We start from the raw sequence: 14855 nt of genomic DNA, 5'->3' as shown, positions 1-14855 counted from the left end.
GTTTCGGAATGGTTGACGCTTGCGAAACGGGGAAGGCTCCTTCTGTTTCTGGAGCTGTCATGAGACTTGGCCACCGGCATGGCTGTCCCCTGGTTCCCCTGGGCCTGAACTACGTCTGGCGCGTGCTGGCCGTACTGCTGGCGCCCGTTCCCGCCGCGCTGGCATGCACGACGACCGGCACGACCATCATCTGCAATGACGCATTCAGCCTGCTGAACCCGAACACGGTCACCAGCAGCGCCAATGACGTCACGGTCCAGGTGACGGCGACCGGACAATCTTCCGGGCCTGCCGTCAGCCTGCCCGGCGCCGCGGCCATCAAGCTCACTGGGCGCAACACCACCCTCACAAACCAGGGGCTGGTCGATCCGACGCTGGCGCTGGCTGCGCTTGGCACATCGGGCGTCATGATGGGCAACGCGACCAACGGCGGCGCGGTGCGCGTCAACAACAGCGGCACGCTGTACGGCGCCGGGCTATCGGTGCTGGGCCTCTCCCTGCTCAATACCGTCGAGGGCAGCGCCCTCATCCTGCAGAGCAACGCCGCGGGCAGCATCAACATCGACAACACGGGCATCATCAGCGCAAAGCCGGGTGTCCTGGCCGGGCTGCTGCCTGCCGCCACGCCGGTCATTGCCGCCTACGGCGGCGCGCCGATCACCGTGAACAACGCCGCCGGCGGCGTGATCAACGGACGGGTCGGGCTGGGCCGGTCGGTCACCGGCAACAGCTTTGTCAACGCCGGGGCCATCAACGGCAGCGTGAGCATGGGGCAGAACAGCACCAACACGTTCACCGCCGTAACGGGATCTTCCGTGACGGCGGGCGGCGCCGCCATTGGCGTGGACGCCTCGGTGGCCGGGCTGAACGCGAGCGTTGCGCTGGGATTTGCCATGGGCGGAACCGTGGACGGCGGCGCTAACGGCAACAACACCCTCGTACTGCAAAACCCGGGCGCTGCTGGCGTAAGCGGCACTGGCACGGCCAGCTCGGCCGTGTACCGGAACTTCAGCAATCTGCGGGTGAACGGCGGCACCTGGACGATCAACGGGCCGCTCGTCAGCAGCCAGGCGACGCTGAACGGCGGCCTGGTCAATTTCGACAACAACCTGGCCTTCGGCACGGGCACGCTGACTGGCAATGGCGGCGCGCTGGCGCCTTCCGTTGCCGGACTCTCGCTGGCCAACGCGATTCAGCTCAATGCGGGCGGTCTGGGCGTCCAGGGCGCCAACAACCTCACGCTGTCCGGCGTTATCGCTGGCGCCGGCGCGCTCGACAAGTCGGGCGCGGGCGTGCTGACGCTCAATGGGGCGAACACGCACATTGGCGGCGTGCGGCTGGGTGGCGGTGGTCTGGCGCTGGGCGGGAACAGCGCACTTGGGCTGGGAGACCTGGTGGTGTATGGCGCATCGGCCCTGCAGGCGGGCAGCGCGACCAATCTGTCCAACAACGTCGTGCTGAACGCCGACCTGGCGCTGACGAATCCGGCCGCCCTGACCCTGTCGGGCGCGCTGTCGGGAAGCGCCGCGCTGGTCAAGAGCGGCGCCGGGGTCCTGACGCTGACGGGCGCAAATTCGCATGGCGCAACGCGCCTCGGCGCGGGCGGCCTGATCGTCGGCAACGACGCGGCGCTGGGCGCCGGCCCATTGACGGTCAACGGGGCGGCGACGCTGGCCTCGTCCACCAATGTGGCCTTGCAGAACGCCATCGTGCTGAACAATGCGCTGACCCTCAACGGCGCCGATGCGCTGACCTTGAACGGTCCGATCAGCGCAGGCGGATCCCTGGTCAAGACGGGCGCGGGCGTGCTGACTCTCAACGGCGCCAACACCTACGCTGGCGGCACGACGCTGGCGGGCGGCACAGTGAACGTGGGCGCTTCGGGCGCCTTCGGCACGGGCGCGGTGAATGTCAGCGGCGCGACGACGCTGGCAGGCAGCGCGACGGGCACGGGCTCGGTCCTGGCCAACAACTTCACGCTTGGCAATGCCTTGACCGTGACCGGGGACAACAACTTGACGCTGAACGGCGCGCTGTCCGGCGCGGGCGGGACGCTGGTCAAGTCAGGCGCAGGCACGCTGACGCTCAATGGCGTCAACAGCTTCGGCGGCGGCGCCCTCAATGCCGGAACGGTGGTTGCGGGCGCGAATAATGCATTGGGCACGGGCTTGATCACCGTGGCGGGCGCCGCCACGGTGGACAGCGCCGCCCCCGTCAGCCTGGGCAACCAGTTCGTGCTGAACGATCGGCTGACAATTGGCGGCTCGCAGGACCTCACGCTGGCCGGAGCGCTGTCGGGCAACGGCACGCTGGTCAAGAACGGCGGCGCCGGGCTGACCTTGTCGGCGGCAAACACGCACACGGGCGGCGTACTGCTCAATGCGGGCACGCTGACGTTGGCGAATGCGCAGGGCCTGGGCACGGGTCTGCTGGACGTGCAAGGCGCGTCGACGTTGGCGGCCGGCAACCTGACGGTGGCCAACGGCATCCGCCTGGGCAGCACGCTGGGCATCGCGACAAGCGGTCAGACGCTGAACCTGTCCGGCGCGCTGAGCGGTGGCGGCGCCATCGCGTTGAACGACGCGGGCGCGCTCACGCTGTCCGGCAACAACACCCACACGGGCGGCGTGGCGCTGAACGCGGGCACCCTGGTTGCGGCCAGCGACACGGCACTGGGCGGCGGCACGCTAACGGTCGGCGGCGATGCCGGCTTCCAAAGCACGGCTGCGCGCAATTTCGTGAACAACGTCGCGCTCAACGGCAACCTGACGGTGGGGGGCGCCAACGATGTCGGGCTGGGCGGCGCGATCGCCGGGCCCGGTCGGTTGGTCATGAACGGCACAGGCACGCTGACACTGACAGGCGCCAACAGCCATGCCGGCACCACGATCGCCAGCGGAACCGTGCAGGCTGGCGCCGGAAGCCTGGGCGCGAGCGTGCTGAACAACTCGAAACTGGTGATCGCCCAGGGTGCCGACGCCACCTATGGCGGCGCCATCAGCGGCGCCGGCAGCGTGGACGTGGCGGCCAATGCCAGCACACTGGTGCTGAGCGGGGTGAACACCTTCACAGGCGGGCTGAACCTGCTGTCCGGCACCGTCGAAGCGCGTGGCGGGCAGGCGCTGGCCGACGCCCTCTCCGTCAATCTGAGCGGCGGCACCGTGCTGCGTCTGGCCGACAGCGAGACCTTTGGGTCGCTTGCTGGCGCCGGCAGACTGGACCTGGGCGCTGGCGCGACCGTGCGGATGGGACAGGACAACGCGGATTCGATGTTCGGCGGCGCGCTTTCCGGCGCGGGCAGCTTCGTCAAGGCCGGGTCGGGCAGCCTGACGCTGACCGGCAACAACACGCAGAGCGGCAACATGGACGTGGCGGGCGGTACGCTGAACGTCAATGGCAGCCTGGCCAGCTCGCAGGTGAACGTGGGCGCGGGCGCGACGCTGGCGGGCTCGGGCGTACTCTCGGGCCTGACCACCATCGCATCGGGCGGCGCGCTGTCGGCCACGTCCGGCCAGACGCTGACAATGGGCGGCCTGACGCTGAATCAGGGCTCGCAGTTCAACGTAGCGCTGGGCGCGCCGCAGGCCACGCCGCAGACGCTGGTGCAGGTCAACGGCAATCTCACGCTGGACGGCGACCTGAATGTGACCGACAAGGGCGGATTCGGCGAAGGCGTCTATCGCCTTATCACCTACACCGGACTGCTTACGGACAACGGGCTGGCGCTGGGCTCCCTGCCCCCGGGCACCGTGCCATCGAATCTGCAGATCCAGACCGCCGTCAACCAGCAGGTGAACCTGGTGGTGCAAACCAGCGACAGCAGCGTGCAGTTCTGGAACGGCGTGAAGCAGCTGGCGGACGGCACGCTGGCGGGCGGCGCCGGCACCTGGCAGGCGGGATCGACCAACTGGACCAACCAGGCCGGACAACTCAGCCAGACCTGGGGCGGCAGCTTCGCCGTGTTTGGCGGCGCAGCGGGCGGCGCGGTCACGGTCGCGGGCGAACAGGCCGTGACCGGCATGCAGTTCTTCACCGACGGCTATACGCTGCAGGGCGGCGCGTTGCGCCTGGCCGCGGACGCCAGCAACTTCCGGGTGGATCCGACGCTCACCGGCACGATCAACAGCGTCATCCGCGGCGCGGGCGCGCTCAACAAGCGCGACCAGGGCACGCTGGTGCTGGGCGGCGCGAACGAGTACACGGGCGGCACGCAGATCAGCGAGGGTGTGCTGCAGGTCAGCGCGGACAACAACCTGGGCGCGGCCGGCACGGCCGTGCGCTTTGGCGGCGGCACCCTGCGCGTGACCGGCACCGGCTACACGGGCACCACGCGGGCCATTGATGTCGGCGCGGGCGCGGGTTTCGACATCGCCGACGCCGGCAACGTCTTCACGCTGAACCAGGCGCTTTCGGGCGCCGGCCGGCTCACCAAGTCGGGCGCGGGCACGCTGGCGCTGGGCGGCGACAACAGCGCCATCGGCGGCGTGACGCTGGCGGGCGGCACGATTGCAGCTGGCAGCAATACCGCGCTGGGCTCGGGCGTCTTCGACGTGACGGGCTCCGGCGCGCTCGACGCGTCGGCCGCCGTGGCGCTGGCCAACGACGTGGCCATCGGCGCGGGCGCGACGCTGACCAATCCCGGCAGCAACGACCTCACGCTCAACGGGGTAGTGTCCGGCGCGAACGGCGCGCTGTCGAAGACGGGCGCCGGCACGCTGACGCTCAATGGCGAGAACACCTACGGCGGCGGCACCGCACTGTCGGGCGGCGCGATCCGCGTGGGCAGCAATGCCGCGCTGGGCGCCGGCGCGTTGAACGTCAACGGCGCGGCCGGCCTGCTGTCCGACGGATCCTACGCGCTCGACAACGCGATCAGCCTGGGCGCGAACCTGACGGCCGGCGGCGCCGGCAACCTGACGCTGAATAACGCCATTGCCGGATCCGGAACGCTGATCAAGTCCGGCGCGGGCAGCCTGACGCTCAATGGCGTGAATACGCACGCCGCCACCCGGCTGGACAGCGGCCTGCTGGTGTTGGGCAACAATGCGGCGCTGGGCGCCGGCCTGTTAAGCGTGACGGGGGATGCGGCGCTGGAAGGCGCCGGCAACCTGGCGCTGGACAATGCCGTGGAGGTGACCGCGGGCGCGGACCTGACGCTGGCGCAGACCCACGACACCGAACTGCTGGGTACGATCGGCGGCGCGGGCGGTCTTATCGTGGGCGGCCCGGGCACCACGCTGACCCTTGCGGGCGCCAACGCGTATCAAGGCGGCACGCAGCTCAATGGCGGCAACCTGCGCCTGGGCCAGGACGCTTCGCTGGGCACCGGCGCCCTGCTCGTCAATGCGGACGCCAGCCTGTCGGGCGCGCAGCCGGGGCCGGCACTGACCGTCGCCAACGGCGTGACGCTGTCGGCGGCGTTGAACGTGACCGGAGACCGGGACATTACGCTCAGCGGCGGAATTGACGGCGCGGGTGCGCTCGCCAAAAGCGGCGCGTCGACGCTGACGCTGGATGCTGCAAACAGCTATGCGGGCGGAACGACTTTGTCTGCGGGCGTCTTGCGTGCCGGCAACGACGCGGCGCTGGGCACGGGCGCGCTGACCGTGGCCGGCGCCGCCACATTGGCGTCTGATCAGGCAGTGGCGCTGGCCAACAACGTGGTCCTGGAACAAACGCTGGCCCTCGATGCGACGAATGGCTTGCGGCTGAACGGCGAGATCTCCGGCGCCGGCGGCCTGACCGCCACCGGCGCGGGCGCGCTGACGCTGGCGGGCGCCAACACCTACGCGGGCGGCACGCGCATCGACGGCGGCACGCTGCGCGTCGGCGCGGACACGTCTTTGGGCAGCGGAGTGCTGACGGTAAACGGCGCGGCGGCCCTGCAGGGACTGGATACGGCGGTGACGCTGGCCAACGCCATCGTGCTGGACGGCGCGCCACTTGCGGTATCGGGCGGCCAGGACATCGCGCTGGCGGGCACGGTGTCCGGCTCGGGCGCCATCAGCAAGCTGGACGGCAACACGTTGACGCTGTCGGGCGACAACGCCTATCAGGGCGGCACGACGCTCGCGCAAGGCCTGATCGTGGCCGGCTCGGACCAGGCGCTGGGGGCCGGCGCCTTGACCGTGTCGGGCGATGCGGCGCTGGACGCGACGCAAGCCGTCACGTTGAACAACGGCATCGTCCTGTCGGGCGGCGACCTGACCGTAAACGGCAGCCAGGACCTGACGCTGGCTGGCGGAATCAGCGGCGGCAACGGATTGATCAAGAACGGCGGCGCCACGCTCGCGCTGTCCGGCGACAACACCTACGCAGGTGGAACCACGCTGGCCGGCGGCGCGCTGATCGCGGGCAGCGACACCGCCCTGGGCGCCGGCGCGCTGACCGTAACGGGCGGCGCGACGCTGTCCGCGGCCGACGGCGTAAGCCTGGCGAACGCCGTGGTGCTGGACAATGCGCTGACGGTTGATGGCGCCGGCAACTGGACGCTGGGCGGCGACATCTCCGGCAATGCGGGCCTGGTCAAGACCGGCGCGGGCACGCTCACGCTGGCGGGCAACAACAGCTATGCCGGCGGGACGCAGCTGCAGGCGGGCGCGATCACGGGCGATTCGAACAGCATCGCCGGACCGGTCGCCACCAGCGCCGGCACCACCCTCACCTTCAATCAGGATGCCTCGGGCGCCTATTCCGGGGTCCTGTCCGGCGCAGGCAACGTCGAGAAGTCCGGAACGGGCGCGCTGACGCTCAGCGGCGCCAATACGCTGACGGGCGCCATTGGCGTCGCGCAGGGCACGCTGGCCACGCAAGGCAGCAACATCATCTCGTCCGCCTCCGGCGTTCGCATCGACGACGGCGCAACGCTGCAACTGACGGGCGCCGAATCCATCGCCGCCCTGTCCGGCGCGGGCAAACTGCAGGTCGACGGCAGCCTGGCCCTGGGCGGCGACGTAGACAGCAGTTTCGGCGGCGACCTGGCGGGCGCGGGCAGCCTCACGAAAGTCGGGACCGGCACGCTGGCGCTGGGCGGCGCAAGCAGCCACACAGGCGTCTTCGACATCAACAGCGGTACGGTCAGACTGACGGGCACGCTGGCAAGCAGCGGTGTCAACGTCAACGGGCCGAGCGCCATCCTGACGGGCTCCGGCACGGCCAACGGCGCGGTCAATGTGAACAACGGCGGCCGCCTGTCGGTGAACTCCGCCGCGCCGGGCGCCCTGACGGTGGGTGCGCTGACGCTGGACAATGCGTCCAGCATCAATGCGGTGCTGGGCGCGGCCAATGCCAGCAGCCTTATCAATGTCCATGGCGACGTCGACCTGAACGGCACGCTGAACATCGAGGGCACGCCCGATTTCGGCGTGGGCGTCTACCGCGTCATCACCTATTCCGGCGCGGCCACATCCATGAACCTGGCCCTGGGAGCGCTGCCTCCGGGCGTCATTTCGCTGCAGACCAACGTGGCGGGACAGGTCAATGTCCTGAACGAATCCCAGGCCGGCGAGATCCAGTTCTGGCAAGGCGGCTCGGGCGCCTGGGATAGCGTCGCCCAGAACTGGACCGACGCGGCAGGCACGGCCAGCGCCTGGGGAAGCCGGTTTGGCGTGTTCGAGGGCGAGGCCGGCACGGTCGCCGTGGCGGGAACCCAGACCTTCCAGGGCCTGCAGTTCTCGACCGACGGCTACACGCTGGCGGGCGGCGCCCTGAATGCGACGCCCGGCAGCGACGGAGTAGCCACGCTTCGGGTCGAAGCGGGAATGACGGCCACGCTGGACACCAGCGTCGCGGGCAATGCAACGATCGCAAAACGCGACGGGGGTACGCTGGTGTTCAGCCAGGCCAACAGCTACGTCGGCGACACGCGCCTCGAAGGCGGCGTTCTGCAGATCAGCGCCGACGACCAGTTGGGCGACGCGACGAACCGCGTCGTGTTCGACGGCGGCACGCTGCGCTATGCGGGCGAGTCGGCGGGCTCGACCGCGCGCGACTTCACCCTGGAGGGCGCCGGCGCAATCGACGTCGCCACCAGCCCGTACACCGTCACAGGCCTGGTGTCGGGGGTGGATCCCGCGGCCACGCTGACCAAGACGGGCGCCGGCACGCTGGTCCTGGCGGGCGCCAACACCTACGTTGGGGGCACCCTGCTGCAGGCCGGCGAGATCAAGGTCAGCACGGACACCGCGCTGGGCAGCGGCACGCTCACGGCGGCCGACGGCACCACGCTGTCCAACGATGTCGCGGTCGCGCTGGCGAACAATGTCGGCCTGCAAGGCGATGTCACATTCGCCAATGGCGCCGCCATGACGCTGTCGGGCGAGGTGGCGGGCCCCGGCGGCCTGATCAAGACCGGACCCGGCACCTTGACGCTGGCCAACGCCAACAGCTATCAGGGCGACACGCGCCTGGACGCCGGCCAGATCACGGTGGGCGCGTCCGGCGCGCTGGGTACTGGCACGCTGGTCGCCGCGGACGGCACCGCACTGGATGCTTCCACGACGGCAACCCTGCAGAACGATGTCGTGCTCAACGGCGCCCTCGCCTTGCCGGGCTCCGCGGACCTGACCCTGAACGGCGGCATCGGCGGAACGGGCAGCCTGGTGAAGAACGGCACGGACACGCTGGCGCTCAATGGCGCCAACAGCTTCCAGGGCGGCGTGGCGCTCAATAGCGGCACGCTGGCGCTGGGCAGCGACACCGCTCTGGGCGTGGGCCAGCTCAGCGCGGCCGACGGCACCACCCTGACGACTAGTGTTCCGGTCAGCGCGGCCAATGGCATCACATTGGCCGGCATCACGACGATCACGGGAGCAGGCCTGAGCCTGAATGGACAGATAGCTGGCGCGGGCGGCCTGGTCAAGGACGGCGCGGGAGTGCTGACATTGACCGGCGACAACAGCTATCAGGGCGGCACCCGGCTTGCGGGCGGCACGCTGGCGCTGGGCAGCGATACCGCCGTGGGGACTGGCACGCTGACCGCGGCCGGCGGCACCACACTGCTGGGCCTCGGCGTCTCGCTGGACAACACGGTGCAACTCGAAGGCCCCGTCACGGTGGGCGGGTCGGGCGACCTGGCGCTCAACGGCGTGGTGGGCGGAACCGGTCCCCTGACCAAGACCGGCTCGTCCACGCTGACACTGGGCAACGCCAATACCTATGCGGGGGGAACGGTGCTGGCCGACGGCGCGATCATCGCCGGCAACAATGCCGCGCTGGGCACGGGCGGCCTGACGGTCGCGGGTCCGGGCACGCTGCAGGCGGGTGCTTCCGGCATCGCCCTGGGCAATGACATCGCCCTGGATGCGCCGCTGACGGTATCGGGCGCCAACGACCTCACCCTGGCTGGCGACATCACGGGCGGCGGGAGCCTGGTTAAGGCCGACGGGTCGACGCTGACGCTGACGGGCCAGAACCAGTACACGGGCGGCACCACGCTGACCGGCGGCACGCTGGCGGGCAATACCGGCAGCTTGACCGGCAACATTGCGACCGCCGCCGGCACCACCGTGGTGTTCAACCAGAACGCAGGAGACGGCGCCTACGCGGGCGCCATCACGGGCGGCGGCGGACTGGTCAAGAACGGCGGCGACGTCGTCACCTTGACCGGCGCCAACACCTACACGGGCGGCACGCTGGTGAACGCCGGCACGCTGGCCGGCAACGCCGGCAGCCTACAAGGCAACATCACGGTGGTCGATGGCAGCGCCATTGTGTTCGACCAGAACGGCGTCGACGGCACCTACGCCGGGAACATCAGCACGACCGGCAACAATACCGGCACGCTGACCAAGGACGGCAACGCCGCCCTGACGCTCACGGGCAACAACAACGTGGGCGGCGGCACCACCGTCAACAGCGGCACGCTGCGGGTTGACGGGACGCTCACGGGTGGCGGCGTGACCGTCAATGCCGGCGCAAACCTGGGCGGTTCGGGCGCGGTCGTGGCCGACGTGGAGCTTGAGGACGACGCGCACCTGGTCGCGGGCACGCCCGGCAATCCGATTTCGTTCGCGCGCAGCCTTGCGCTGTCCAATGGCACGCAGCTCGACTTCACGCTGGGCACCCCCAACTCGGCGACCACGGCAGTGACGGTGGCGCAGGATCTCAGGCTGGACGGCGTGCTGAACATCGCCGATGGCGGCAACCTGGGAACCGGCGTCTATCGGCTGTTCGCCTATGGCGGCACGCTGACGGACAACGCCTTGCAGTACGGGACCTTGCCGTCAGGTCTGGCCGCCTCGCAATTGACGCTTCAGACCCAGCCGAACCAGATCAACCTGGTGCTGGAGAGCCAGCCCGGCGAGATCCAGTTCTGGAATGGCGCCAAGACTACGCCCGACGGCATTATCGCGGGCGGCTCGGGCGCCTGGTCGGCGGCCGGCACGAACTGGACAGACGCGTCGGGCGCCACCGCCGAAACGTGGAACGGCAAGTACGCGGTGTTCTCGGGTGCCGCCGGCACGGTCAGCATCGAGGGCGCGCAGAACGTGACTGGACTGCAGTTCCTGACCGACGGCTACACGCTGCAGGCCGGCGCGGCGGGCGCGATCGCCGTTGCCCAGGCGCAGGCGCCCATTCGCGTGGAGAACGGCGCCACCGCTACGATCTCGGCGCCCATCACGGGCGCGGGCGGCATCGAGAAATCGAACGGCGGCACGCTGATCCTGGAGGGCGCGAACACCTACACCGGCAACACCGCCATCCGCAGCGGCGTCCTGCAGGTCAGCGCCGACGATCAGCTGGGCAACGGCGGCGCCGTATCCATCGACGGCGGCACGCTGCGCATCGCGGACCCGGCCTACGCCACGACGGCGCGCAATATCTCGCTGGACGGCGCAGGCGGCGGCATCGACGTGGTGGCCGCCGGCCAGACCTTCACGCTGAACCAGGCGATCAACGGCAGCGGCGCGCTGATCAAGCAAGGCGATGGCACGCTGGTGCTTAACGGGGTCAACGGCTACACGGGCGGAACCCTGATTGCGGGAGGAACGTTGGAAGGCAACAGCGCCAGTATCCAGGGCGCCGTCGATACGTCGGCCGGCACCACGCTGCACGTGAACCAGGCCAGCGATGGCGCCCTGACCGGCCCGGTCCGCGGCGCGGGCCAATTGGTCAAGGAAGGCGACGGCGCACTGACCCTGGCGGGCGTCTCGAGCTACACGGGCGGCACCCAGGTGAACGCGGGCACGCTTATCGGCGATACGTCCAGCCTGCAAGGCGCCATCGCCAACAACGCCACGCTGGTGTTCAACCAGGGCGAAGACGGGGCCTTCGCGGGCAACCTGTCGGGCTCAGGGAACCTGGTCAAGCAGGGCGGCGGCCTGCTCGCCGTCAATGGAGACCACACGTACAGCGGCAACGCAACGATCGAGGCCGGCACGGTGCAATTGGGCAGCGCGCAATCCCCCGCCACCCTGCCCGCTTCGGTGCAGGTCAATCCCGGCGCCACCCTGACCGGGAACGGCGCCATCGCCAGCCTGACCAACGCCGGCACGGTGCAAAGCGAACCCGCAAGCGGCGGCGGCCTGAAGATCAGCAACAGCTTCAGCAACGCCGCGGGGGCCACGCTTGCCGTCAATGTGGGGCCGGAGTCGGCCACCAATGTCCATGTGGCGGGCTCGGCGACGCTGGACGGCGCATTGCAGGTGACCAGCACCGCGCCGTTGACCGCGGGCAGCGTCTACACGGTGCTGACGGCGGACCAGGGCGTACAAGGCTCGTTCGCCAGCGCCACCCTGCCCGAGCTGGCCTTCCTGGACGGCTCGGTCGCCTACGACCCCAACAACGTGACCGTCTCATTCCAGCGCAACGACACCGGCTTCGAGTCGGTAGCCGAAACGTCGAACCAGAGCGCCGTGGCCCAAGCCCTGGGTCGGAGCGATCCCGGTTCGCCGCTGTATGCGTCCATCCTGGGGCTTAGCCGCGATCAGGCGTCCGCAGCCTTCCGCCAGCTTTCGGGCGACAGCCACGCCTCGCTGGCCTCGGCGCTGGTGCGCAGTTCGGAATCGGTGCGCACGCTGCCGATGAACCACCTGCGCGACAGCCTGCGCAGCGAAGGGCGCGGCCAGGCCTGCGGCGGCCCGGGACGCAGCGCGGGCGGCTACGCGGAGCAGTTCTCCTGCCAGCGCAACGTATGGACGGAAGTGCTAGGCAACTGGCAGAGCCAGGACGGCGACGGCAATGCGCCCAGCTACCGTCAGCGCACCGGCGGCGTGCTTGCGGGCGGGGACATCCGCGTGGGCGACGGCTGGCGCGTGGGCATGGCGCTGGGCTACCAGGACAGCACGATCTGGCAGGACAGCCGCAACGCCAAGGCGGACGTCGACAGCTACAGCATCACGCTGTTCGGCGGCAAGTCGTTCGTGCGGCCCGGGGGCAGTGCGTGGAATGTCATGGCCGGCGCGGCCTACAGCTGGCAGGACATCGAAACGCGGCGCAACCTCGCCATCGGGGGGAACGGCCAGGAGCTGAAGGCGGATTACGACGGCAACACGACGCAGATCTTCGGTGAATTGGGCTACGCCATGCCTGTCGCCCCGAACGCGACGATCGAGCCCTTCGTCGGCGCAGCCTGGATCAAGCAGCGCACGGGCGGTTTCTCCGAAGACGGCGGATCGGCCGCGCTGTCGGCCGGCAGCGAAAGCAACGATGTCACGACCACCACGGTCGGCGTGCGCGGCAATCTCGACACGCAGATCGCGGGCGCTCCGGCCCGCCTGCGCGCAACGCTGGGCTGGCGGCATGCGATGGGCGACGTGGATCCCGAGCGCACCATGGCGTTCAGCACGGGCCCGTCGTTCACCGTTGCCGGCACGCCGATCGCGCGCGATGCGGCGGTGGCGGAATTGGGCGCGGAAGTCTCGGTGTCCAAGAACGCCGCGATCGGCTTGAGCTACCAGGGCCAGTTCGGCAATGGCAGCCGCGAAAACGCCGGCTTCCTGAACGTGCGCTGGCGCTTCTGAGGCCAGGGCGGGCGCCGTCCGGATACCAACCGGATGGCGTCCGCGGCCGCGTCGGCGCGGCCACGTCGCAACCTATTCTGGCCATCCGTTCGCGCCGCATTGACACCATGGAATTGCCCGCCTTACGCTAGGCCGCAACTTTGCGGTCAAACACGGGCGTAGTGCTGCCCCGGCGCACCCACGTGCGGGAGGCGAGTCATGACGCGATGCAGGTCTGGTCTATTGGTGTGCGCGCTGCTGGTGCTGGGCGCGCTGGCGGGAACCGCCGCGCAGGCGGCCTGCAGCGACAAGACGCTGCGCGCCATGGCCGATGCCGGCCGCAGCGTATCGACGATCGCCAAGCGCTGCGGCATGAGCCCCGACGCCGTGAAGGACCGGCTCGCCGCCCGCGATACGCGCCCTGCCCGTGCGCCCGCCCCAGCAGCGGAACCCGCCGCACGCGCCGCGCCGTCCGCGACGGCTCCCGCGCCATCGCCGCCCGCCGCGGCGCAGTCCGCAGACGTTTCCAAGGCCGCGTCCAAGCCGGCCGCCGAACCCGCCAAGCATCCGCCCGGCACCGTGCTGGAGCTTTGCGGATGCTATGGCAGCACGCCCTACGGCTTCACCGAGGCCAATGACGAATGCCTCAGCGGCAAGGCTGTCGCCACGCGCTGTCCTGGCTACTGCCCGGTGAACCGGTCGCCGTGGCGGCGCATCTGCAGCTGAGGCGCGCGGCGCAAACCGCGCCCGGTCAGTCGGCCTACGCGGCCTCCGGCTGGATCGGCCGCGCATGCACCTGGTCGATCCGCAGGCCTTCGCGCCGGGTCACTTCAAACCCCCAGTCGCGCAGCAGGACCGTATCGCCGGTTTCCGGAATCCGGCCGCCGGCGCGCAGCAGGCAGCCGGCCAGCGTGGCATCGGGATAGTCATCGGCCAGGGCCTGCGCATCCAGCAGGCGCGCGGCCTCGTTCACCGACAGGCGTCCTTCCAGCAACCACGAGCCATCCGACAGCTGCAGCGCCTCGGGCCGGTCTTCGCGGTGTTCGGGCAGGTCGCCGGCCACCGCCGTCAGCACGTCCATCGGCGTCACCAGGCCCTCGCACACGCCGTGCTCGTCCACCACGATGAGCATGTGGTCACGCGAGGCGCGCAATTCATCCAGCACCTTCAGCACCGGCGTGGTTTCCAACACGTAGCGCGGCTCGCGCGCCAGCTCGACCAGGTCGAGCGGGCCCGGGGTCTGCAGCAGCGGCAGCACTTCCTTGAAGTGCAGCACGCCCAGCACGTTGGCAGGATCGCCCGCGCACAGCGGCAGGCGGGAGTGGCCGCTGGCGAACTTGCGCACGATGGCGTCGGGCGTGTCGGACACGTCCAGCCAGATCACGTCGCCGCGCGGCACCATGATGGAACGCACGTCGCGGCCGCCGATGGACAGCACGCGCTCGATCATCGAGCTTTCCTCGGGCGCGAAGGCGGGCTCGTCGCCCGCGCCGTCGACCAGCGCGACCACTTCGTCCACCTGCGGGATCGGCTGGCCGGCACGGCCGCCGCGCAGCAGGCGCAGCACGGCCTGGGCGGTGCGCTGGCGGCGTCCCAGGGCATGGGTGCCGCGGGCGCGATTGCGGCGCGCAAGCTGGTTGCACAGCTCGATCAGGATCGAGAAGCCGATCGCGGCGTACAGGTAGCCCTTGGGCACATGGAAGCCCAGGCCTTCGGCGACCAGGCTGAAGCCGATCATCAGCAGCAGGCCCAGGCACAGGATGACCACGGTGGGGTGACGGCCCACAAAGGCCATCAGCGGGCGGCTGGCCACCATCATGACGGCCATCGCCACCACCACGGCGATCATCATGATGCTCAGGTCCTGCACCATGCCGACGGCGGTAATGACCGAATCCAGCGAGAACACCGCGT

3 protein-coding genes are annotated in these 14855 nt (G+C 69.9%); 2 read left to right on the top strand and 1 reads right to left on the bottom strand.

Annotation, left to right across the window (positions count from 1 at the left end; translation table 11 throughout):
• Positions 1-59 precede the first annotated feature (59 nt).
• Both KYC_RS30055 and KYC_RS14205 read left to right on the top strand, forming a co-directional pair.
• Complete coding sequence (locus KYC_RS30055) at positions 60-12962, top strand: autotransporter-associated beta strand repeat-containing protein (protein WP_008163385.1); 12903 nt, start codon at positions 60-62, stop codon at positions 12960-12962.
• A gap of 198 nt (positions 12963-13160) precedes the next feature.
• The gene (locus tag KYC_RS14205) at positions 13161-13667 is read left to right on the top strand and encodes a hypothetical protein (protein WP_043518446.1); all 507 of its coding nucleotides are present in this window, start codon (positions 13161-13163) and stop codon (positions 13665-13667) included.
• Between the two features lie 34 nt (positions 13668-13701).
• Here KYC_RS14205 and KYC_RS14200 read toward each other — a convergent pair.
• Positions 13702-14855 (bottom strand): TerC family protein (locus tag KYC_RS14200; protein WP_008163381.1); only part of this gene is annotated, 1154 nt, incomplete at its 5' end.

It is taken from the genome of Achromobacter arsenitoxydans SY8 (assembly GCF_000236785.1).
GTDB classification, from domain to species: domain Bacteria; phylum Pseudomonadota; class Gammaproteobacteria; order Burkholderiales; family Burkholderiaceae_B; genus Achromobacter; species Achromobacter arsenitoxydans.
The sequence above is the reverse complement of the archived record's forward strand: the minus strand, read 5'-3'. Positions and strand labels throughout refer to the sequence as shown.